Annotated in this window: 18 protein-coding genes; 13 read left to right on the forward strand and 5 right to left on the reverse strand. The window is 41.8% G+C overall.

Annotated elements, in window-relative coordinates:
• Window positions 1-13: 13 nt before the first annotated feature.
• The gene (locus MHI33_RS02680; protein ID WP_003214444.1) at window positions 14-649 is read right to left on the reverse strand and encodes an FMN-dependent NADH-azoreductase; all 636 of its coding nucleotides are present in this window, start codon (window positions 647-649) and stop codon (window positions 14-16) included.
• Between the two features lie 403 nt (window positions 650-1,052).
• Between MHI33_RS02680 and MHI33_RS02685 the strand changes: the two genes are divergently transcribed.
• From MHI33_RS02685 to MHI33_RS02695, 3 genes are all read left to right on the forward strand, one after another.
• Window positions 1,053-1,685, forward strand: a complete 633-nt coding sequence (locus MHI33_RS02685) for a GDSL-type esterase/lipase family protein (RefSeq protein ID WP_106066458.1) — start codon at window positions 1,053-1,055, stop codon at window positions 1,683-1,685.
• A gap of 89 nt (window positions 1,686-1,774) precedes the next feature.
• Window positions 1,775-2,857, forward strand: coding sequence for a C45 family autoproteolytic acyltransferase/hydolase (locus MHI33_RS02690; RefSeq protein WP_065098817.1), 1,083 nt, complete (start codon window positions 1,775-1,777; stop codon window positions 2,855-2,857).
• Between the two features lie 130 nt (window positions 2,858-2,987).
• On the forward strand, window positions 2,988-5,075 hold the full coding sequence (locus tag MHI33_RS02695; RefSeq protein WP_185108349.1) for a BglG family transcription antiterminator: 2,088 nt from the start codon (window positions 2,988-2,990) through the stop codon (window positions 5,073-5,075).
• Between the two features lie 219 nt (window positions 5,076-5,294).
• Here MHI33_RS02695 and MHI33_RS02700 read toward each other — a convergent pair whose 3' ends face one another.
• A complete protein-coding gene (locus MHI33_RS02700; RefSeq protein ID WP_340908913.1) occupies window positions 5,295-5,906 on the reverse strand; it encodes a class I SAM-dependent methyltransferase in 612 nt (203 codons plus the stop codon).
• A gap of 155 nt (window positions 5,907-6,061) precedes the next feature.
• Here MHI33_RS02700 and MHI33_RS02705 point away from each other — a divergent pair, with 155 nt between their 5' ends.
• Together MHI33_RS02705 and MHI33_RS02710 are read left to right on the forward strand one after the other, a co-directional pair.
• The gene (locus tag MHI33_RS02705) at window positions 6,062-6,931 is read left to right on the forward strand and encodes an SDR family oxidoreductase (protein WP_034664026.1); all 870 of its coding nucleotides are present in this window, start codon (window positions 6,062-6,064) and stop codon (window positions 6,929-6,931) included.
• A gap of 290 nt (window positions 6,932-7,221) precedes the next feature.
• Window positions 7,222-7,644 carry a pyridoxamine 5'-phosphate oxidase family protein gene (locus MHI33_RS02710; protein WP_044140531.1) on the forward strand — a complete coding sequence of 141 codons (423 nt, stop codon included), beginning with the start codon at window positions 7,222-7,224 and terminating at the stop codon, window positions 7,642-7,644.
• A gap of 680 nt (window positions 7,645-8,324) precedes the next feature.
• Here the strand turns inward: MHI33_RS02710 and MHI33_RS02715 are convergent.
• Window positions 8,325-8,540, reverse strand: coding sequence for a hypothetical protein (locus MHI33_RS02715; RefSeq protein ID WP_106029578.1), 216 nt, complete (start codon window positions 8,538-8,540; stop codon window positions 8,325-8,327).
• A 158-nt stretch (window positions 8,541-8,698) separates the two neighbouring features.
• On the opposite strand from MHI33_RS02715, the gene MHI33_RS02720 reads away from it, so the two are divergent.
• The gene (locus MHI33_RS02720) at window positions 8,699-10,948 is read left to right on the forward strand and encodes a hypothetical protein (RefSeq protein ID WP_340908918.1); all 2,250 of its coding nucleotides are present in this window, start codon (window positions 8,699-8,701) and stop codon (window positions 10,946-10,948) included.
• 54 nt (window positions 10,949-11,002) lie between these two features.
• On the opposite strand, the gene MHI33_RS02725 is transcribed toward MHI33_RS02720, so the two are convergent.
• Both MHI33_RS02725 and MHI33_RS02730 read right to left on the reverse strand, forming a co-directional pair.
• The gene (locus MHI33_RS02725) at window positions 11,003-11,299 is read right to left on the reverse strand and encodes a DUF3817 domain-containing protein (RefSeq protein WP_003214125.1); all 297 of its coding nucleotides are present in this window, start codon (window positions 11,297-11,299) and stop codon (window positions 11,003-11,005) included.
• A gap of 136 nt (window positions 11,300-11,435) precedes the next feature.
• Window positions 11,436-12,110, reverse strand: coding sequence for a GntR family transcriptional regulator (locus MHI33_RS02730; RefSeq protein WP_106066451.1), 675 nt, complete (start codon window positions 12,108-12,110; stop codon window positions 11,436-11,438).
• A 154-nt stretch (window positions 12,111-12,264) separates the two neighbouring features.
• On the opposite strand from MHI33_RS02730, the gene MHI33_RS02735 reads away from it, so the two are divergent.
• From MHI33_RS02735 to MHI33_RS02765, 7 genes are all read left to right on the forward strand, one after another.
• Complete coding sequence (locus MHI33_RS02735; RefSeq protein ID WP_340908926.1) at window positions 12,265-13,092, forward strand: AraC family transcriptional regulator; 828 nt, start codon at window positions 12,265-12,267, stop codon at window positions 13,090-13,092.
• Window positions 13,082-14,014: a DMT family transporter gene (locus MHI33_RS02740; RefSeq protein WP_044140536.1), complete on the forward strand. Its 933-nt coding sequence runs from the start codon at window positions 13,082-13,084 to the stop codon at window positions 14,012-14,014. The genes MHI33_RS02735 and MHI33_RS02740 overlap by 11 nt, the downstream gene beginning before the upstream one ends.
• A gap of 98 nt (window positions 14,015-14,112) precedes the next feature.
• A complete protein-coding gene (locus MHI33_RS02745; RefSeq protein WP_044140537.1) occupies window positions 14,113-15,168 on the forward strand; it encodes a tartrate dehydrogenase in 1,056 nt (351 codons plus the stop codon).
• 72 nt (window positions 15,169-15,240) lie between these two features.
• Window positions 15,241-17,427: a DNA topoisomerase III gene (locus tag MHI33_RS02750; protein ID WP_044140538.1), complete on the forward strand. Its 2,187-nt coding sequence runs from the start codon at window positions 15,241-15,243 to the stop codon at window positions 17,425-17,427.
• A 197-nt stretch (window positions 17,428-17,624) separates the two neighbouring features.
• On the forward strand, window positions 17,625-18,707 hold the full coding sequence (locus MHI33_RS02755; RefSeq protein ID WP_340908935.1) for a glycosyl hydrolase family 8: 1,083 nt from the start codon (window positions 17,625-17,627) through the stop codon (window positions 18,705-18,707).
• Window positions 18,688-19,539: a GGDEF domain-containing protein gene (locus tag MHI33_RS02760; protein ID WP_044140540.1), complete on the forward strand. Its 852-nt coding sequence runs from the start codon at window positions 18,688-18,690 to the stop codon at window positions 19,537-19,539. The genes MHI33_RS02755 and MHI33_RS02760 overlap by 20 nt, the downstream gene beginning before the upstream one ends.
• Complete coding sequence (locus MHI33_RS02765) at window positions 19,529-21,244, forward strand: DUF2334 domain-containing protein (protein WP_340908940.1); 1,716 nt, start codon at window positions 19,529-19,531, stop codon at window positions 21,242-21,244. The genes MHI33_RS02760 and MHI33_RS02765 overlap by 11 nt, the downstream gene beginning before the upstream one ends.
• Window positions 21,245-21,266 lie beyond the last annotated feature (22 nt).

A 21,266-nucleotide genomic window follows, 5' to 3' on the forward strand; every position in this document is an offset into this window, starting at 1 on the left:
CGCGTTCAGTTTATTAGAAAGTTTTACCTAAAGCTTTTGCACGTTCGATCGCATCTGCTTTAATTTGCTCTGCTTTCGCAGGTTCAGCATTGTGACCTTCAACGATAAGACCTTCGAAAGAAGGAATTCCGAAGAAGCTCGCGATTGTACCAAGGTAACGGTGACCTGCTTCAAGTTCAGCAGCAGGACCTTCAGTGTAATATCCGCCACGTGCTTGGATGTGAAGAGCTTTTTTGTCTGTTAATAATCCAACAGGACCTTGCTCCGTGTATTTGAATGTTTTACCAGCTACAGCAACAGAGTCGATGTATGCTTTAAGAACTGGTGGGAATGAGAAGTTCCAAAGTGGTGAAACAAATACATATTTATCAGCAGAAACGAATTGATCGCTTAATTCGTTTAGGCGAGCAACTTTCGCTTGCTCTTCAGCTGAAAGTGTATCGAAACCAGCACCTGATTGCAGCTTGCCCCAGCCAGCGAATACATCTGCATCAATGTGAGGGATGTTTTCTTTGTACAAATCGATATGTACAACCTCGTCACTTGGATTTGCTTCCTTATAAGATTCGATAAATGCTTTAGCAGTAGCCATACTGTAAGAAACTGTTTCATCATGCGGATGTGCAGTGATGTATAAAACTTTTGCCATGTTTATTCAATCCTTTCTGTTTCAGTGGTTTTTTTAGCGTATCCCAAAGATACACTGAATATGTGGCATCTTTAATCATAGTGGAATGCTATGAAAAAGATGTAACAAGCACAGTTACATAAAAACTGATATTTTTATTGTAATCACAATGTAGTTTGAAGTCAAGGTATAAAGTCTTGAAATCGAGATAAAAAGTTTGTCAACTTTTCTGAAACGCTTGAGATACGGATTTCACCATAAAAAACCTATTCTTATTGAACAAAAAATCAGTCGATCTCGCAAGTAAAGAGTTTGTAAAGACGTCTCATGAAAAAAAGATGAATGCCTCTAAGTCATCTGCTACAAGCATCTGTTCTCCGATTTCGTATATATAAGAGAAGGCAGGAGAGAGTGAGGGATAAGAGTGGGACGATCCTATGTTGCGATTGGAGATTCCTTAACAGTTGGGGTGGGGGCACGTTTATTTGGCGGGGGATTTGCTGAGCGGTATCAGTGGATGCTTGAAAAAAAGGCACATGCGCCAGTCGAGCTGTCTGTATTTGCAAAGTCAGGGTTAACGACGGATCAGATTTTTCAGCTGTTCAAACGATCTGATGTGAGGCGTGCTATTGCAGCAGCTGACATCATCACCATTACAGGCTGTGGGAATGACCTTGTTCAAGCGATTCAGCAGTATGAAAAGGGTGAAGATGAAAAGAAACTGCTGCAAGCGACGCTGCATTGCCAAGCAAATTTCAGCAAAATGATTCAAGAAATCGCTCAGATCAAAAGAGGGCAGAAGCAGCCCTATTGCGTGTATCTCATGAATTTATATAATCCTTTTCCGCAAATACCAATAGCCGGGCGGTGGCTTCAGCAATACAATCATCAGCTTCGCTCGCTTGCTGCAAATCCGCATGTAGAGGTTGTGGATGTGTACCGTGCGTTTGAAGGACATGAAAATGAGTACTTATCGATTGATCAATTTCATCCGAACTATAAAGGATATGAAACAATGGCAAAAACATTGTTTCAACAATCCTGTAAACAGCTGTAATCCATCGGGATTGCAGTTTTTTTCGTCCTTTTAAATGAAGGAGGGTTTCGATATGATAAAAGAAACGAAAGCGAAAGAGGTGTGCAGGCATGGAGGAAATCAGTGCATATTTTCAAGAAATGACAGGAACCGCTTATGAAGTGGGAAAACAGCAGGCTGTCTGGATGAAGAAGAAGCAATGGCTACAGACACAATACATTCGAACAGAACCGCTTGCAAAAGAGGCTGTGAAAGAAACGAAGCAGCTGATGCGCCCATATCTTCCCCAGTTAGAAGAAGAGATTGCTGGATTTTGTGATGAACTGCAATTAGATGAGCGCTATTTGACCTTTTTCTATTCATCTCATCTACAGCCAGGCTGTTCCCACTGTGTGAGGCAGGGAAATAAGGCGGCGGGTCAACAAACGGTCATGCTACGTAATTATGATTTCTCCCCGATATTTGATGATATGCGTCTTGTGACGACACATGTGAAGGGCTTGGCATATCATACAGGCTCGTCGCTGCTCTTGTTTGGCAGATCTGATGGGATGAATGAGCATGGTCTTTCTGTCACATTCTCTGCTTGTGGTCCACCGGTTGGAAATGAACCCGGTTTAAAGCCTCCAGCAGTTGCCGGCTTGCAAGTGTATCATGTGATTCGATCTGTTCTGGAAAACTGTAGAACGGTTGAGGAAGCCGTTCGCTCTATTCAGGAAATGCCCGTTGCCTCAAATGTTCACCTCATGCTTGCCGATCGAAAAGGAGAAGCGGCTGTGATTGAAATCATTGATGGCCGCAAAATGGTGAGAAGACCGGAGGAAGGTTATATTGCAGCCACAAATCATCCGATTGCTGATCAAACAGCAAAAGGGGTGACGAAACATCATTCTGTTGTCAGGTATGACATGCTAATAGAGGCTTTAAAAGAACAACAAACAAGTGATTCTCTTGTTAAGCTGTTTCAGACAGAATATCCTGATGGTCTGGCTGTACACAATTATGAGGAGCTGTTTGGAACAATGCGAACCGTCATCTTCCGCCCGGAAGAAGGAACGATGGATTATTGCTTTGGCTCTCCAATATACAATCCGACGTATTCTTTAAAAGCTGGGGGTTCACTGCCTTTTCATGAACAAAAGGTTCAATTTCATCAAAAGGATTATGGACCGTCATTTTGGAGAAGTGTATGATCAGACGTTGTATTTAATTTTGTCACAGCCTCTGTGCCAAAGTCAGATCAACTTAAAATTGCATCATTTGTTGATAGCGTTTTATATTAAGGTGCGACAATAGACCTATTTTTGCAGAAGGAGGCATTTCATGTACATAACGGCACGAGAACAGAAGATCATCAAATACATCATTCAGCAAAATCGTTATGTCACCATTCGTGAGATAGCCGATTCTGTTCAGGTGAGTACAAGGACGATTCATAGAGAACTAAAATCGATTAAACCCATATTAAAGAATTATGATCTTTCACTAGATAAACAGCCGGGGAAAGGCTTGAAGGCAGTCGGTGAACAGGAGGATAAACAGCGGCTTCTTGCTCATATGTCAAATGAGGATCAAATTGAATATAGCTCTGACGAACGGAAGCTCTTAATCCTATGTGCGCTGCTTGAAGCAAAGGAACCGGTGAAATTATATACACTCGCTTCCGATTTGCAGGTCACAAATGCGACCATCAGCTATGACTTAGATGAACTGACGGAGTGGATCGCGCCATACGGTTTGCAGCTGATCCGAAAACGTGGGTATGGCATTGAATTAAAAGGACCCGAGGAAGCAAAACGAAAGATTGTCGGCAACCTCATTGTAGACCGGCTCGATATTCAATTATTTTTAGAAACGATCGAAATGAATATCAAGCATCGAACGAAAGCGACGGAAAAAGTGTTTGGCGTTGTCAGTAGAGGGCAACTGCTCAAGGTAGAAAGACTTCTCTTTCATTTGAAAAATCGACTGTCACTCTCTTTATCTGATAGTGCCTATATTGCGCTTGTCGTTCACTTAACCTATGCTATCGAACGGATTCAGCTTGGCGAAACCATTCGAATGGAAGAGGAAGAGCTGCTTGAACTAAAGCGGACGAAAGAATTTGAATCATCACTGCGAATTGCAAGAGCGCTTGAACGCATGTTTAATGTGGAGATTCCTGAAGCAGAGGTCGGATATATGACGATCCATCTGCGCAGTGCCAATCGTAGCTTTCAGAAAGAATACCGTATTGATGAAATCGAGCTGGATATCGCGATTAGAACGAAGAAGCTCATTGATTTTATTTCTAATAAAACTGGCTACCATTTAAATGAGAATGATTCATTGTATGAGGGACTCGTGTCTCATCTCGAACCTGCCATGAACCGTTTAAAGGAAAAGATGAGAATCTATAATCCACTTACACAACAAATTAAAAAGGACTACTTTTTGCTTTTCATGGCAATTGAAGAAGGAGTCGAGCGTTTCTTTCCAGAGATCGAATTTCCAGAGGATGAAATCGCCTTTATTGTGCTTCACTTTGGCTCAGTGCTTGAAATCAAAAAAGAAGAAACAAACATTCATGCATTGGTCGTGTGCTCAAGCGGGATCGGTTCCTCTAAAATGCTCGCATCTCGGTTAAAAAAAGAATTGCCAGAGATCGCCGAATTCGATCTGTCTTCCTTGATGGAACTAAAAGAAATCGATGCATCAAGCTATGACATGATTGTCTCGACCGTTCCTATCCCATATGAGCATGTCGATTACATCATGGTCAGTCCGCTCTTAAACGAGGATGATGCTATGCGTGTGAAGGCTCATATTAAACGAAAGATCCCTTATATGATTGAGAAAAAAAGGATGAAAGAAGCTGCCAAAGAATTGGTACAAGAATCCGTTAATATGATGGCGGTTGCAGAGCGGGTGACGAATTACATGTCTGTGATTCGCAGCATCTTGTCCCATTTCACCATTAAAAATAGAAAGGCGATGCCGCAGCATGAGGCAACAATCAGGCAGCTGCTTCGTCAGCTTGAAGAGGAAGGATTTATCATACATGCGGATGTGGTAGCAAATGGTTTACTAGAACGTGAACAGCAAGGTGGTTTAGGGATTCCTAGTACAGAATTTGCTCTTTTTCATTTAAAGCATGCATTCATCAAGGAACCAATCTTTCATATTTATGATCTTGATCAGGCATACGAGGTCAAAAGCATGGACGGTGGGCAGCAGCAAATGTCACGAATGCTCATGATGCTGGCGCCGCAAGAGCTTGGCAAGGAAGTGTCTGAAATGTTTAGTCTGATCAGTTCATCCATTATTGAAAGTGAGGAAAGCATGACGCTTTATGGTCATGGATCAGAGGGAGACATTGAACAGAAATTACATCAGCTGTTCTATCAATTTGTCAAAGAGGCAAAGTGGTAAGAAAAAAAGCCGAGAGCATATTCGCTTCTCGGTTCAGATTGTAGACAAAGGGCTAAAATGATTTTTATTTTAGCCCTTTGTCTTCTTTTCAGCGTAATAGAAAACCTTTGCAGTTTAGGAAGGGCGAGCACCGGAGCGGAGCGAATTTGACATTCGTGAGCACCGAAGCGCAGATTTGACAAAGAATGCGAGGGTTTGTCTACACGCTGGGCCTAGAGCTTATTCGCTTCTCGGCTTTTTGGCTGTGACACAGACAGCAAGCGTTGGACGAATTTCCTCATACTCAACAGAAAAATGGCCAAACCCCGCAAACTGTAAATCATTCAATATGTTTTCACCCATCTCTTTTGTCCGGCTCGCATCAGCACCTTTTTCTCTTGGCTGCATCACAATGACGAGTTTTCCGCCGGGTTTTAATGTGTGATAAAGGTTGAGTAGGCCAGTCTTTGGATCATCCCAAATCGTAAAGTTGTTCACAGACAGTACTTTGTCATACTGCTCTCCCGGCAAACGTGTTTTCTCGATTTTTCCTACATACAGCCGGACCTGTTTGTCTTTTGACCGTTTGCTGACGCGGGACTGTGCTTGCTCCTGCATGGTGGAGGAGGCATCCAGCCCATCAATGTGAAGATCTTCATAATGCTTAAGCATATGTTTGATGCTGTAGCCAGGTCCATAGCCGATTTCCAAAATGTTTTCACCATCTGTCAGATCTAAGTGCTGGATGGCCCACTGATTCAATGCTTTATTTTCTTTTGCCATAATGAAGCCTGCGATGCTTCCGAGCCAGCCTTTTGGTTTGCTAAAGGTTTTCGAAATGGTTGACAGCATGTGAGAACGCTCCTTTTTAATGATCAAGTAACCGATTTTATCCATCTTGAAACATACTGATTATCAAAACGCATCTGTGCCGCACAGGGATGTTTGAGTGGAAAAATGAGGTGGTAATGAAAGGATACATCAACAAATCAAGGAGGAGCTTACTCATGGATTTACGTGAATATTTAACAAATGGCATTCCGCGCCAAACACAAGATCAGCAGCCAGGCAGTGAAAGGGAAATGAATCCTGCGCCGATCTTTGAGGATGAATCATATCAAGGGTCTGGCAAGCTCAAAGGGAAAGTCGCACTGATTACAGGCGGAGATAGTGGAATTGGACGTGCTGTATCTGTTGCCTATGCAAAAGAAGGGGCACACGTCGCCATTGTGTACTTAAATGAACATGAGGATGCAAAGGATACGCAAAAGCGCGTAGAACAGGAAGGCGTCAAATGTTTAACGATTGCAGGAGATGTCGGTGACGAAGCCTTTTGCGAGAAAGCGGTAGAAAAAACAGTTGAAGCCTTTGGGCAATTAGATATTTTAGTGAATAATGCGGCTGAACAGCATCCGAAAGAACGGATTCAGGATATATCTAGTGAACAGCTTCACCAAACCTTTAGAACCAACTTCTATTCCTATTTTTATTTTACGAAGAAAGCACTGGATTACTTAAAACCGGGAAGTACAATTATTAATACAACATCCATTAACCCATATCGAGGCAACAAAGTGCTGATTGATTATACGGCGACAAAAGGCGCAATCAATGGCTTTACGCGTTCTATGGCACAGTCGCTTGTGAAAGATGGGATTCGGGTGAACGGTGTAGCGCCAGGTCCAATTTGGACGCCGCTCATTCCATCTACATTTGATGAGGATAGTGTGGAAAGCTTTGGGGCAGAAACCCCAATGGGAAGACCAGGACAGCCTGTAGAGCATGTCGGCTGCTATGTGCTGCTTGCTTCTGACGAATCGTCTTATATGACAGGACAAACACTTCACGTCAACGGTGGTTCCTTTATGAATACATGATCAATAGCGCACCGCCCACCTGATTGGGCGGTGTGTTTAGTATTTCTTGCGATTCTTCTGTACAGATGAGACAGACCATACGATAATGCCCACAACAACTGCCGCAATGACAAGTGAACTTAAATGGAACATCGTTTCATGATGCATGTTCACCTTCTCCCTTCATTGAGCCTGTTTTCTATAGCATCAGCCAGAAGATCTCTTTTTATGAAAAACACATTTCTTTGTTTAATGAATGGATTGTCGTGGAAACCTAAGAATACGGATGAAATTTGAAGGAGTGAAACGATATGTCACAAGAAGAATTAAAACAAAAGGTACTCAATCTATTAGATGAACAAAAGGTCGGAACACTGGCGACCGTTGAACAGGATAAGCCGCATACCCGCTACATGACTTTTTTCCATGAAGGGCTGACATTATATACACCAACGAGCAAAGAAACACATAAAGCAGACGAAATTGAAAAAAACCCGAATGTCCATATTCTCATTGGTTATTCAGGTGAAGGATTCGGTGACACGTATGCAGAAATCGCAGGTACCGCCACATTAACCGATGATCCAAAACTGATCGACCGCCTTTGGTCTGAGGAGATGGAGAAATGGTTTAAAGGAAAAGATGATCCGAACCTAGTGATTCTGAAGATTGATCCAACCGCCATTCGTTACATGAATGAAGGAAACCGTACTCCAGCTGAATTATCACTTTAACACTTGCGTAAGATGGGGGAATGTGTTATAGTTTTATATTAAGTGTTGAAATAAGCAAATAAATAAAGAAAGTAAACTTTCTTTTTTCTATGACATAATGAGAAGCAATAGAGCTTCTACTTGATAAGAACGAGACGCTGTTAAAGCGAACAAACTTATTCTTTTCCTTCTGCACCCGCCCCCTATAAAAGCGGAAGAGTGGAAAAAAGACGTTTTGATTTACAATTCACACTGGCACGGCTTCGGAGCCGTAAGGACGAATGAGAGGTAGGGCTTTCGTTGTCTTGTTATCCAGAACTTCCATGGCGTTTACTTTCAAACGTAGGTTCACTCGGAACACATATGACACACTGATATGATCGAATCTTAATTCATACACTCCTTAACGGAGATCACACATTGATTATTTATTTGCATGAAAAAAGCAAGGAAAAGGCTGCCATCTATTTGGCAGCCTTTTTCATTGAGTTCATTTCATGATCACTCACTTCGACCTTTCTTCTGATACCGCCAAATCTTCTGAATAAAAAAGAACATCACCGCAAACAAAATAGAAAAAATGAACATGTCCAAGAGTGTCACGCCTCTATTTGGGTGTACAATGCCAAACCAAACCAATTGCAGAACAAAAGAGATAGCAAAATAACTGATGGATTCTTTCATGATTTTCCCCATTTCACTTATTTTTTTTGACCTTTTAGCCATAACAGCCAAATGAAGAAGGAACCGATGATACATGATAGTAAAGTGATGGGCGGCAAGGTATGCCAGCTAGTCAGCCCCTTTACAAAGCACATATAAAAAAAGAAAATGGTAATGGATACGAGCACCCATTGTTTGAGCCAACGGGGAACACGCAGCCAAGCTGTTAGAATGATAGATGATAGCTTATCCAATGAGATAACTCCTTTTATGAATATGATTGGATTTTATCGCAAATAACCAAGTTTGTAAAATATGGATTTTAGAGGTTAGAATGGTATTCTTCTAGCATGAAACATTCTCGCTGCACTAACGTATAAGGTAAAGGAACCTCATGAAAGGAAGCGATCAAGTGAAAAGAATACCAGTGATTTTCCTCAGATATATTGTCTTCTTTATTCCAGCAATCATTCTTAGTGTCTTGGTGTGGAACCATTACCAAGATGATTTGTCAGCAGGGAAAGCGACGCAATATGACGTCAAACAAATATTTACATTTGATGAAGGGAAACGAGTGGTGAGTGCTGTATCAAAAGACCAGCAACTCCATTTTGGAATGTATGATCCTCAATCAAGAAAAAGAATCAGTGAATGGACTACGAAAAGCGATACGTTTAATGAAATGTTTCCATCCATTCAAGGTAACAATCTCTTACTTGCTTTAAAAAATAAAGACGGGCAGCTGTTGATCGAGAAAATAACGCCAAGCGGAGAAAAGAAAGAGCTCGTTAAGCAAAATCTGCTGATACCCTCGTTTTTAAAAACGAATACATATCAATGGAATGGACGGCTTGTTTTTACAGGAGAAATGGAAGGCGCCGCTGCGGTCCTCGGTGAGCTAAAGAATGGTCAGTTTCATGTGCACAATCTCAACAAACTGAAGCTGCCAGCAAGGCCCGTTTCCATCGATGTCGTCATGAATTCCTTTAGAGGACAGACTCCTATTCCTATATTTGAATTGACTTTAAAAAATGACCAGAAGGCATACGTCAGCGGAGTCTCAAATGATAAGCATCAGCTTGGGGTGTATGTCTCTAAAAACGCTGAACCGTTTAGCCTCATTGAAGATAAAGTGGAGAAGCAGCTGGAAAAAACGATCGGAACATCCCAAAACTTCGCAGTCGCTGTCGAATCTAACTATCCAAAAAGACCAAGGAAAGTGAATGCAGAGGGAAGGCTTGGGGAAGTCGTCCCAACACCAAAACCGATTTATCAAACCTTTATCTACCAGCTTAATGAAGAAGAAGTTCTTCTTGTAGGTTCTACAGCAAAGGACGAAGCAAAAGGCAAGCTGACTGGTTATATTTATAACCACCGCACGAATAAGACGACGTCTGTCAGCAAGCTTTTTCAGTCGTTTGCATATGAAACTTTACAAAGAGAAGGACTCTCTTTCAATAAAAATGTGAAAAGCGATTGGATCTATTATTCATTCGAAAATCAATTAACGGGTGCATTTGAGACGAAAAGCAAAGAATTAAAGGAATTTCCTTTGCAAAAAGTCATCTCAATTGAAAACGCAAGCCCTGCTCACCAAACGTCATTTGACACCTTTATGCAATATGTCATGAAAGGCGGACCGCTCATTCTCAACTGGGCGATATGGCTGTTTATTCCACTGCTGTTATTTGTGCTAGCCATCTTCCTGCCGCCGATTTTGAGACTGGTGAGAAAGAACAAGATCAAGGACAGTGTCACATTAGAAGCCAATATAGTATCTGTCAAAGAAACGGGTACCTACATCAACGAACAGCCGCTTGTCAAAATGCAGCTGCAATTTCAATATGATGGGGAAAACATCGAGAAGACAGTTAAAACGGTTGTATCCTATACCCAGATACCACAGCCGGGTCAACGTATCGCCATTCTCTACAATCCGAAGAAGAAAAAGGCGATGCTCTTAAAAGAGGGGGACTTCTCACAGACAAGTGAGCCAAAGTTCATCAAAGGCGCTGTTTTAAGAAATATAGAATCATATGGAACCGTAGGACGAGGCACTGTCTTATCGCTTACATTTGAAGCAGATCAGAAAAGGTATACCATTCCGATGATTCAAGCCGCTGGTTTTGAATTTAGAACAGGAGAAAAAGCCGACCTCGTCGACATCAGCGGTCAGTTGAAAATGGCAGCCTATGGCCATGAAGTGCGGAATCGATCGGGGAAAGATGTAACGTTAACTGGAACCATCCAGCGGGTGAAGCAATATCCAGTCACGATTCATGGTCAGAAACCTATCATGCTAGATGTGACAGTTTCTAGCGGAGATCAGTCCATCACAAAAACGGTCAGTCAATTCATCCCTGATCATATGGAGGTCGCGCGAGGAACTCAAATCACGATGCAGACAAAAAAAGAAGAGCTGGATAAAGAAATCAGTCTCATGCAAGAGAAACAAGGAAGTGCAAAAGTGACCCATGTCGCATTTGCTGGTGTCATCGGCAACCAGCCGCTAGCGATCATTCAGATTGAGCGAGATGGCATCATGTATGAAGTGAAACAGCCAATCGATCCAATCACTAGCGTACTGCCGGGTGATGAATTATGGGTGGCATATCACGAAATGACGCGTCAAGCAGCGATTGTGAAATATGCATCGATTTAATACTTCAGCGTGTAGAAAAAGGGCTAAAACGAATTTCGTTTTAGCCCTTTTTGATTAAGCTTTTGTATCATACTGGCGGAGCACCTTATCATAGGCGAAGTTGCCGAAAGGAATGAACGCCGCAAAAAAACCAGCGATCGACCATTTCAAATGCCAGCGAACTTTAAAGGTCACATATGCCAAAATAAGCATATAGATGACAAACAATGCGCCATGAAGAGAGCCTACAATGGTGACTGCCATCGGAATATCCGCAAAATATTTCAGAGGCATGGCAATTAAAAGAAGGGTTAAAAGAGACATACCCTCAATAAAACCCGCCTTTCGAAGACGGCTAATACTTGTATGCATAGACAAATCCTCCTGTATAAAAGCTAATTTCTCATCTTCTAATATAAACGAAAGATCGTCTGGACATGCTAAAATCTACGAAAAATTCAAAATATGTTCATGTAATGCTTAAAAATTGGGAAAAAGGAAAAATCACTTAATCCGTGTTTGTTTCAGAGAGTACTTGCTTTAAGTGCATCACATCATGTAACAAATGATTCGTCATCGCTTGAACGGCTTCTGTGGAGCGGCGCTCTTTCATTTCAGAATAAATGGCAGCATGCTCTGTTTGAATCGTCTCAGCACGCGCCCCGCCGCTAAAATGAAAGATGCGGCAAAAATGAATGAGTGCATTCACATGATTCAATTGTTTACATAAGCGGTGATTGTGACTCGCTAGAATGATTTTTTGATGAAAGGCTTCATGTAACTGGACGATGTCTTTAGATGCCAGCTGCTGCTTGATTGCTTCGTCTGCCTGAGTGAGAACATGCCCAATTTCCTCCAGCTCTCTTTGCGCGGCTTCCTTGCATGCAAGCTTAACAGCAAGCGTTTCTAGGGCGATCCGAATTTGATAAAGCTCCTCGACATCTTTTTCCGTTAACGTATAGACAGAGTAGCCTGACCGATGATCAGCGATCAAGAGCTCATCTTTTTCTAAAAGCCTCATCGCCTCTCTCACTGGTGATCGGCTTACACCAAATTGTTTGGCAAGCTGTGTCTCATTGATACGTTCCCCCGGCTGAAACTGTCCATCAAATATCATTTGCTTCAGCTGTTCATAAAATTGCATATGGTATGGTGCTGGTCTTTCCATCTCGAATGAATTCATCCTGTCATTCCCTCATTTACACATCATCTTTTGTCTCATGTTATCCAAGTTTTTCCCTCTAGGCAAGCCTGCATCGGAAAAGTCAATATCGTACAATTCAAGAGAAAAAGGGTGTGCTACACTAATGATCAGTTCAGTGAAAGAGGGGATCGACATGAAAACACAAGAAGAACGAAGGGTACATTTTGATCAGGACTTGCAAATAGAGGCGTATCGCTTTCATGGCATCATGCAAAAGTTCCCGAATCATTTTCATACATACTATGTGATTGGATTTATTGAGGATGGTCAAAGACGTTTGATCTGCAAAAATAAAGAATACATCATTGAAAAGGGAGACATTCTTCTTTTCAATCCATATGACAATCACGCATGCGAGCAGATTGATCACAGAACACTAGATTATCGTTGTTTAAATATAGAAGCAGATGTGATAGAGAAGATGTTTCAGCACAAGCCACACTTTAAAGCCCCTGTGTTTTCACAAAGTGAACTGACAAAGCCATTATATGATCTTCATCAAATGATGACAGAAGAAGCCCCAGCTTTGAATAAACAGGAAACGTTTTATTTCTTTATGAAGCAGCTGATTGAAGCCTATGCTGATAGATCAGAGGAAAAAGTATCAACAGCGCATACTGTCGAACAAAAAGTCCAAGAAGTACAGCAATATATTGAAACACACCTTACGGAAAATATATCGTTAGACGACTTAGGAGAGCTTGTCTCCATGAATAAATACTCACTTCTGCGTGCTTTTACAAAGTACAGAGGGATCACGCCGTATCGTTATTTACAAACAGTGAGAGTGAATTATGCGAAGGAGCTTCTCTCACGAGGAGTAAAGCCTGTAGATGCGGCAGTCTCCGCCGGTTTTTCAGATCAAAGTCATTTGAGTCATTTCTTTTCAGAATTTATTGGGCTCACACCAGGGCAATATCAGCAAATTTTCACAAAGCAGGTAACAGCAGATGAAAAATAAACAGCTTCTTGGTCATCTAGCGGCCATATTCACCATTTTTCTATGGGGATCGACCTTTATCTCAACCAAAATATTGTTAACGGCTTTTTCTCCAACAGAAATATTATTTTTCCGCTTTTTTCTTGGATATCTCGCTCTGATGATGATCTATCCGGTCACCATGAAGGTACAGGATAAAAAGCATGAAGCGATGTTTGCGCTCGCAGGGTTATGTGGTGTGGTCTTATACTATTTTTTAGAAAATGTCGCTCTCACCTATACGTTCGCTTCGAATGCAGGAGTCATCAGCTCGGTTGTGCCATTCTTCTCATTTTTATTGGCTTATTTTTTATTAAAAGATGAGCCTTTGCATCGCCGGTTTTTCATAGGCTTTTTCATCGCGATGACAGGAATTGTACTGATTAGCTTTAATGGAATGACGACGTTCCAATTGAATCCAATCGGTGATGCGCTAGCATTAACGGCGACCATTGTCTGGGCCTTCTATTCTATTTTATCGAAAATCATCAACCAATATGGATACCATATCATTCAAGTGACGAGACGTGTCTTTTTTTACGGCTTACTCTGGATGCTTCCCCTGATCTGGCATTTTAAAATTCGTATAGACTGGGAGCAATTGACGAACCCGTCGTTTGCCTTTCACTTATTGTTTTTAGGTCTGTTCGCATCTGCCATTTGTTTTCTAACATGGAGCTTTTCAGTGAAAACGCTCGGTGTGGTGAAAGCGAGTGTGTATATTTATGGCGTTCCTATTATTACGATGGTCATTTCAATGATCATTCTTCATGAGAGATTGACTCTCATGTCGATACTCGGAACGGCTCTGACCTTAGGCGGACTGCTGCTTTCAGATAAAAAAGGTACGGGGAGGAAGAAGGAGAAACCCTCGATGCTTTTGCAGGATAAACAGGCGCTTTGATCAAAAAAGCGCCTTTATCCATTGAAAGAACATGTACTCTCTAGTAAACTCAAATTTAAACGGTCGACGGTCGACCGATAATGAAGGGGGAGAAATAAATGAAGCATGTTTCAATTGCGGCGATACCAGGTGACGGGGTTGGGAAGGAAGTTGTACCTGAAGCCATACGAGTATTGAAAGCGGTATCAGAAGTGCATGGCGGTCTGTCCTTTACCTTTCGGGATTTTCCGTGGAGCTGTGAATATTATTTAGAGCATGGCGAGATGATGCCAAAGGATGGATTACATCAATTGAAAGCCTTTGACAGCATTTTCTTAGGGGCAGTCGGAGATGCCAATTTAGTGCCGGATCACGTATCGCTTTGGGGACTGCTTATTAAGATTAGGCGTGAATTTGAGCAGGTGATAAACGTCAGACCTGCAAAACAGCTGAGCGGAATACGCTCACCGCTTGCTCAGCCAAAGGATTTCGATCTTCTAGTTGTCAGAGAAAACGGTGAAGGTGAATATAGTGAAATTGGAGGCCGTATTTATCAAGGGGAAGATCAGCTTGCTGTTCAAAATGCGGTATTCTCAAGAAAAGGGACAGAGCGTGCGATGCGTTTTGCCTTTCAATTAGCAGAAAAAAGGCGAAAGCATGTGACGAGTGCAACCAAATCGAATGGGATCGTTCATACCATGCCTTTTTGGGATGAAGTGTTTCAAGACGTAGCAAAGGATTATCCAGAGGTGACAGCAGACTCACAGCACATTGACGCGCTCTCAGCCTTCTTTGTAACAAGACCAGAAAAATTCGATGTGATTGTTGCCAGTAATTTGTTTGGTGATATTTTGACAGACCTTGGGGCAGCCATTATGGGAAGTATTGGCATAGCGCCTGCCGCCAACATCAATGTAAATGGCAAATACCCATCCATGTTTGAGCCTGTACACGGATCAGCTCCAGACATTGCGGGAAAAGGAATCGCCAACCCAATCGGTCAAATCTGGACCGCTAAACTCATGCTTGATCATTTCGGAGAGGAAGAACTGGGCACACATCTGCTCGAAACCATCGAATCAGTCACAGCAGATGGCTTTTTAACGGCAGACATCGGCGGCGTTTATCAAACTCAAGAAGTCACAAATGAAATCATCACACGATTGAAGAAATAATCCGTCATTAGAACCGCATCTCCACGTCTGCTATAATAAAAGGATGGATAGAAGAAAGAGATGTGAAATCTAGTGTCAAAAACAGTTGTATTAGCAGAGAAACCTTCGGTCGGACGTGATCTTGCACGGGTGCTGAAGTGTCATAAAAAAGGAAATGGCTTTTTAGAAGGAGATCAATACATTGTGACGTGGGCGCTTGGCCATTTGGTCACACTGGCTGATCCTGAAGGCTACGGAAAAGAGTTTCAATCCTGGCGTTTAGAGGATTTACCAATCATTCCCGAACCGCTTAAGCTTGTGGTGATGAAAAAGACAGGCAAACAATTCCAAGCAGTGAAAGCGCAGCTTGCGAGAAAAGATGTCAAAGACATTGTCATCGCAACAGATGCAGGACGTGAAGGGGAGCTTGTTGCTCGATGGATTCTTGAAAAAGCGCATGTGAAAAAGCCTTTGAAACGACTATGGATCTCATCTGTCACGGACAAAGCCATTCAAGAAGGCTTCAAACGATTAAAAGACGGCAAAGAATACGATAACCTGTATCGCTCAGCCGTTGCACGTGCAGAAGCAGACTGGATTGTCGGCATCAATGCAACAAGAGCGCTGACAACGAAGTTCAATGCACAGCTTTCCTGCGGACGGGTGCAAACACCAACGATCGCCATGATCGCCAAACGAGAAGAAGACATTCAGCAATTTCAGCCGAAGCCGTTCTATGGATTGACTGCACAAGTAGATGGACTGACTTTGACCTGGCAGGATGCCAAAACAAAGCAAAACCGGACATTCCAAGAGAATGTGATCAAAGATCGCTTGGCAGCCTGCGAAGGAAAACCAGCAGTGGTTGATGCGTTGAAAAAAACAGCGAAAAAAGCTTTTGCGCCGGGACTGTACGATCTGACTGAATTGCAGCGTGATGCACATAAACGCTATGGTTTTTCAGCCAAAGAAACATTATCTACGCTTCAGCGATTGTATGAGCAGCATAAGCTCGTCACATATCCACGTACAGATTCACGATTTATTTCAGCGGATATCGTTCCTACAATAAAAGATCGTTTAAAAGGAATGAATGTCAGACCGTACGCGCAGCATGTGAACCGGATTTTACAATCAGGTGTGAAAGCGCACAAAGGCTTCGTCAATGATGCCAAGGTGTCAGATCACCATGCGATTATTCCAACCGAGGAAGAGCTGTACCCAGGAGTATTAAGCGATAAAGAGCGTAAATTATATGACCTCATTGCCAAACGATTCCTTGCTGTACTTATGAATCCTTTCGAGTATGAGGAAACAACGGTCATCACCAAAATAGGCAGTGAAACGTTCACAGCAAAAGGGAAAACCGTGCAAGCAGCTGGCTGGAAAGCCGTGTACGATGACTCATATGAAGAAGAGGAATCAGCCGAGGCAGATCAACATTTGCCGCTGCTTTCAGAAGGACAGTCACTAGATGTACGACAGCTGAAAGAGACAAGAGGAGAAACGAAACCTCCTGCACGTTTTAATGAAGCGACCCTATTATCTGCTATGGAAAACCCAGCGGCATTTATGCAGAACGAGGAAAAGGACTTAGTGAAAACCATTGGTGAAACAGGTGGTCTAGGAACTGTAGCAACAAGAGCGGATATTATTGAAAAGCTGTTCAATAGCTTCTTAATCGAGAAAAAGGGCAAAGACATTTTCATCACATCGAAAGGGAAGCAGCTGCTCTCGTTAGTGCCTGAAGATTTAAAGTCTCCTGCATTAACAGCGGAATGGGAACAAAAACTTTCTAAAATCGCCAAAGGGCAATTGAAAGCTTCTCAATTCATGAGTGAAATGAAATCGTATGCCAAACAAGCCGTATCTGAAATCAAACAGACGGACCAAACCTTTAAGCATGACAATGTCACTGGCACCCATTGCCCAGACTGCGGTAAACTCATGCTGAAAGTGAATGGAAAACATGGCACGATGCTCGTCTGTCAAGACCGGGAATGCGGCCATCGTAAAAATGTGGCGAAGAAAACAAACGCACGCTGCCCGAACTGTCATAAAAAGCTCGAGCTGCGCGGAGAAGGCGATGGCAAAATCTTTGCTTGTGTATGCGGCCATAGAGAAAAACTGTCTGTCTTCGAAAAACGCAAATCTCAATCCAATCAAAAGAAAGCCAGTAAGCACGATGTGTCTAAATATATGAAGAAACAAAAGAAAGTGGAAGAACCAATTAATAACGCACTAGCTGAACAATTAAAGAAATTAAAATTAGATCAATAGTTCTATAAAAACCCGTGCGGTAACGCATGGGTTTTTCAGTGTTATCAAGTATATCGACATATTGTTTTTCTGAAAATGGGAATAAATGTGCGAAAAGGCTCGTAATTTGGCATAAAATATTCATTTAAATTTAAACAAAAACGCTCTATAATAAATCGTTAGATGCTTAGAGAACGCGGAATTGAAAGGGGACACGAATGCATACACGCATATATCGTACAGCAATTGTTTTACTCATTGTCATTCTACTAGGCGGATGTACCTGGGAACAGCAGAAAGAATCAGCTGATCCAGTATCATCTCAGCCCGTTTTGCCTGGAGAATATTTTATCACTCACCACTTAATGACAGATCAAGGGTTAATTCGCACCTCTTTTGCAGAGCAGCACATCTACTTATCTGAATCACTTGGACTTTGGATGGATTATCTTGTTCGAAAAAAAGATCAAAATTCATTTGACCAACAATTTGATGTTCTGCAAGATCAATTTTTAATAGACCACCATCTTCTCAGCTGGCAAATTGAATCTGATCAAAAAAGTAAGGCCAATGCTTTAGTTGATGATTTACGTGTAGTGACGGCACTTCAAAAGGCAAATCGTTTGTGGAAGAAGTCAGCGTATCAAACGACAGCAAAAGAAATAGCTCAAGCGTTAAAAGAAAAAAACATGTTCAAAGGCATATTGTCCGATTATTATGATGCATCAACCAATCGAACTTCACATACAATCACACTCTCTTATATAGACCCAAAAGCAATCAAAGAATTGGAATCCCTCCAAATATTCACGAAACAAATGACCAGTAACCAATTAGCCATTCTAAAACAAGCACCGAGAAAAAAAGGATTCTTTCCTAAATCCTATGACATAAAGAAAAAAACCTATTCATTCGATCAAGAAATCAATATGATCGATCAACTTTATACAGCTTTACATGCACATCATGCAAAAGTGAATACGTCCGCGATCATGAAATGGCTTAAAACGTCGTTTAAACAAGAAGGAAAACTGTACGGAAGATACAAACTGAGTACACTGCAGCCATCTGTCACATATGAATCGCCTTCGGTATATGCGCTCGTCATTTTGTATGCCCTTAAACAAAACGAGCTGAAATTTGCAAAGGCTGTCTATCACCGCATGAAAGAATTACAAACCCAAGATCCTCTCAAGCCTTATTACGGAGGATACATGAACGAAAAAGAGACACACTCATTTGATAACTTATTGCCTCTAATTGTAGAAAGGGAGCTTCTAAATGAATCGGTTGTTCAGTAACACGTATCGCTTGTACTATTCTCTGCTCCTCACGTTTGCAGGCCTTATTTTGTTTATGGGCTACCTTAACGTACAAGATGCGGAGAGCTTTATGATCATCGCACTGACATTTGTCGTGTTAGGCTGTGGTATTTTATTTGGTATCCTACCAGCATTAATTTTCACCTTACTGATTTTGTTCTTTATAGGAAGTGTCATGTTCTTTACAGAGTTTGGTCATGAAAATCCCCTTTTTTCAAATCAAACATTACAAGATGTAGTAATTTGGGGCGTAGCACTTCTTTTTTTCGCTATTTCAGCGGGAAGCTTGCATGAACGGATCAATACGCTGCGTCACACCATTGAACAACAAAAGCAGGCCATCAAACAATTTGTGGCGATTGACTCGACAACAGGATTTGACAATGCTGAGCGGATGAAGCTCGAATTGTCCGAGGAAATGAAACGGGCAGAACGGTACAAACAGCCATTTGTCTTTATCCTTCTTCATATGAATTACGCAGCGGAATTCAAATCGTTATATGGAGAAAAAGAAATGCAGCACCTATTTCAGCAATTAAGTCTCAAGATACGCGAAAGCATAAGAGAAACCGATAAGAAATTTCGGTTATCTGAAGAACGAATGGGCTTGCTGCTAACCCATACACCAGAAGAAAATGTGTCAGTTGTCCTTGATAAGCTAAAGGATAAACTGCAAACGCATGTCCTATTAAACGGTCGTGAAGTGACCTTGACATTTCATGTCTGTCATTTAACAAGCAGCTCGGATTATCGTACGCCAGAGCAGTTTTTAGAAGAACTAGAAAAAGAGATGATGATGAATGAACTTTAATTCTTTGATGAAATGTTGTTTGATGATCACGCTTTTTTCGATTCTTTCGTTTAAACACATTGCTTCAGCCGAGGCGCTTGTCACGCAGCCAAATACACTGATCGTTTATTCCGCACCATCGGGGGAAGTGACTCCAGCCGTTCATATGCTGGATCTACTCGCCGGTCATTTTTCCAAACAGACGACAATTGTATCTGATGAACATTTGGCTGAAAAGAGGATCAATGAATTTCAGCAAGTCATTTATCTTGGAGAAATAAAGAGAACCTTGTCAAAACAAACCATTCGTGCGATGAACGAATCACAGCAATTCATCGCCATTGGATACAATGCGGAACAGCTCCACCCATTCTCCAAGCTTACTTTTCACAAACAAGATCATATCAGTCAATTGAAACATACACATGATCAGACATACCGTCAGCTAGAGAGAAGGATCAATGTGTTAACGGTTCGAGGGGCAGACTTGGAAAATGAATTTCTAGTGAAAAAACGTCAATCTGATCTGCCATTTGTGACTCAAACAAAAGAAGGTGCGGCATATATCGGTATCTTAGATGTCGTGCAGCACAACAAGCTTCTTGCAGAAGTGCTAGAAAAATACATGTCATCTTCTGTGCAAATGAAGACAAAATACGTAATGCTCGGGAACATCAGTCCAGCAAGTGACGAGAAGAAGCTGCTAGAACTTGGACAATACGTATCTGCACAGCATATTCCTTATCAAATTGCAGTGACCCCTGTTTGGATAGATCGAGCAACAGGCGATGAAGTCACACTGAGTGATCGCCCGAAACTTGTGAGTGTGTTAAAACAATTGCAAGGCAATGGAGCGAGTATCATTCTTCATGGCTTTAGCCGTACGTATCGAACGGAGGAATCTGGTCAGGGATTTGAGTTCTGGGATGCAAAATATGATCAGCCCATCACGACAAATGATCCAAAAAATGTAGAGAAGAAACGAAGTAAAAGCCAATTCCCAAATGAAAAAGACTTTCATACGTATACCAAATCGTATCAGCAGCAAGAAGTCGCCTATACAGAAGAAAAACTGACAAAGGGCATTGAGCTTCTTGCTAGGCAAGGCTTATATCCTCTTGCGTTTGAGGTGCCGCATGATGCGATATCACAAAAAGGTTATGAAGTAATTTCAAAGCATGTGTCCAGTCTATTTGGACAGGTGCAGTTATCAGACCGCACTTGGAAAACAGCCGGTGCATCGCCGCTCGTGACGTCTCCTGCCATGTTACACGGCATGACCTTATATCCTCAGCAGCAAGTTGAGCAAGTGTCTGACAAAGAAGGTTCAAATGTTTTAACTGAACAGACGATTCAATCCGTGCAGCATCTGCAATCAGCTGCAATCGGGCTGTCCTATGACGTGGAGTTAGGAATAGCAGGGTTACAGGATTTGATCACACAGATGGAGGCAATTCCTTCTAGCGAATGGCTGGATGTAAAGAAAACAAAACAGACGGTCCAAACTGCACATGTAAAAATCCAAACATCAGGGAATGGACATATTCAAGTAGAGCAATCCAACATTTCCGAAACAAAAAAAGTCAAACGAAGTGGCATGGAAAATATGCTGCGAATTCTCACAGTTGTGGTCATGCTGTTTATTGCGGCATTTGCTTTATACACATTGTATTTAAGACTGACAATGAAAAAACGAATTTTTAAGGAGAGAAAATTAGGTGGCTGATGTCTTATTTTATCTTTCATTA

The organism is Bacillus sp. FSL K6-2971, from assembly GCF_038006405.1.
In the GTDB taxonomy this organism is placed as follows: Bacteria; Bacillota; Bacilli; order Bacillales; family Bacillaceae; genus Bacillus; species Bacillus pumilus.

Excerpts from the sequence above, each read along its gene's own strand:
- MHI33_RS02705 (WP_034664026.1), top strand. The coding sequence starts at position 6,062 with ATGGATTTACGTGAATATTTAACAAATGGCATTCCGCGCCAAACACAA.
- MHI33_RS02765 (WP_340908940.1), top strand. The coding sequence starts at position 19,529 with ATGAACTTTAATTCTTTGATGAAATGTTGTTTGATGATCACGCTTTTT.
- MHI33_RS02745 (WP_044140537.1), top strand. The coding sequence starts at position 14,113 with ATGAAGCATGTTTCAATTGCGGCGATACCAGGTGACGGGGTTGGGAAG.
- MHI33_RS02680 (WP_003214444.1), bottom strand. The coding sequence starts at position 649 with ATGGCAAAAGTTTTATACATCACTGCACATCCGCATGATGAAACAGTT.
- MHI33_RS02760 (WP_044140540.1), top strand. The coding sequence starts at position 18,688 with ATGAATCGGTTGTTCAGTAACACGTATCGCTTGTACTATTCTCTGCTC.
- MHI33_RS02695 (WP_185108349.1), top strand. The coding sequence starts at position 2,988 with ATGTACATAACGGCACGAGAACAGAAGATCATCAAATACATCATTCAG.
- MHI33_RS02730 (WP_106066451.1), bottom strand. The coding sequence starts at position 12,110 with ATGAATTCATTCGAGATGGAAAGACCAGCACCATACCATATGCAATTT.
- MHI33_RS02735 (WP_340908926.1), top strand. The coding sequence starts at position 12,265 with ATGAAAACACAAGAAGAACGAAGGGTACATTTTGATCAGGACTTGCAA.
- MHI33_RS02700 (WP_340908913.1), bottom strand. The coding sequence starts at position 5,906 with ATGCTGTCAACCATTTCGAAAACCTTTAGCAAACCAAAAGGCTGGCTC.
- MHI33_RS02725 (WP_003214125.1), bottom strand. The coding sequence starts at position 11,299 with ATGCATACAAGTATTAGCCGTCTTCGAAAGGCGGGTTTTATTGAGGGT.
- MHI33_RS02740 (WP_044140536.1), top strand. The coding sequence starts at position 13,082 with ATGAAAAATAAACAGCTTCTTGGTCATCTAGCGGCCATATTCACCATT.
- MHI33_RS02710 (WP_044140531.1), top strand. The coding sequence starts at position 7,222 with ATGTCACAAGAAGAATTAAAACAAAAGGTACTCAATCTATTAGATGAA.
- MHI33_RS02690 (WP_065098817.1), top strand. The coding sequence starts at position 1,775 with ATGGAGGAAATCAGTGCATATTTTCAAGAAATGACAGGAACCGCTTAT.
- MHI33_RS02755 (WP_340908935.1), top strand. The coding sequence starts at position 17,625 with ATGCATACACGCATATATCGTACAGCAATTGTTTTACTCATTGTCATT.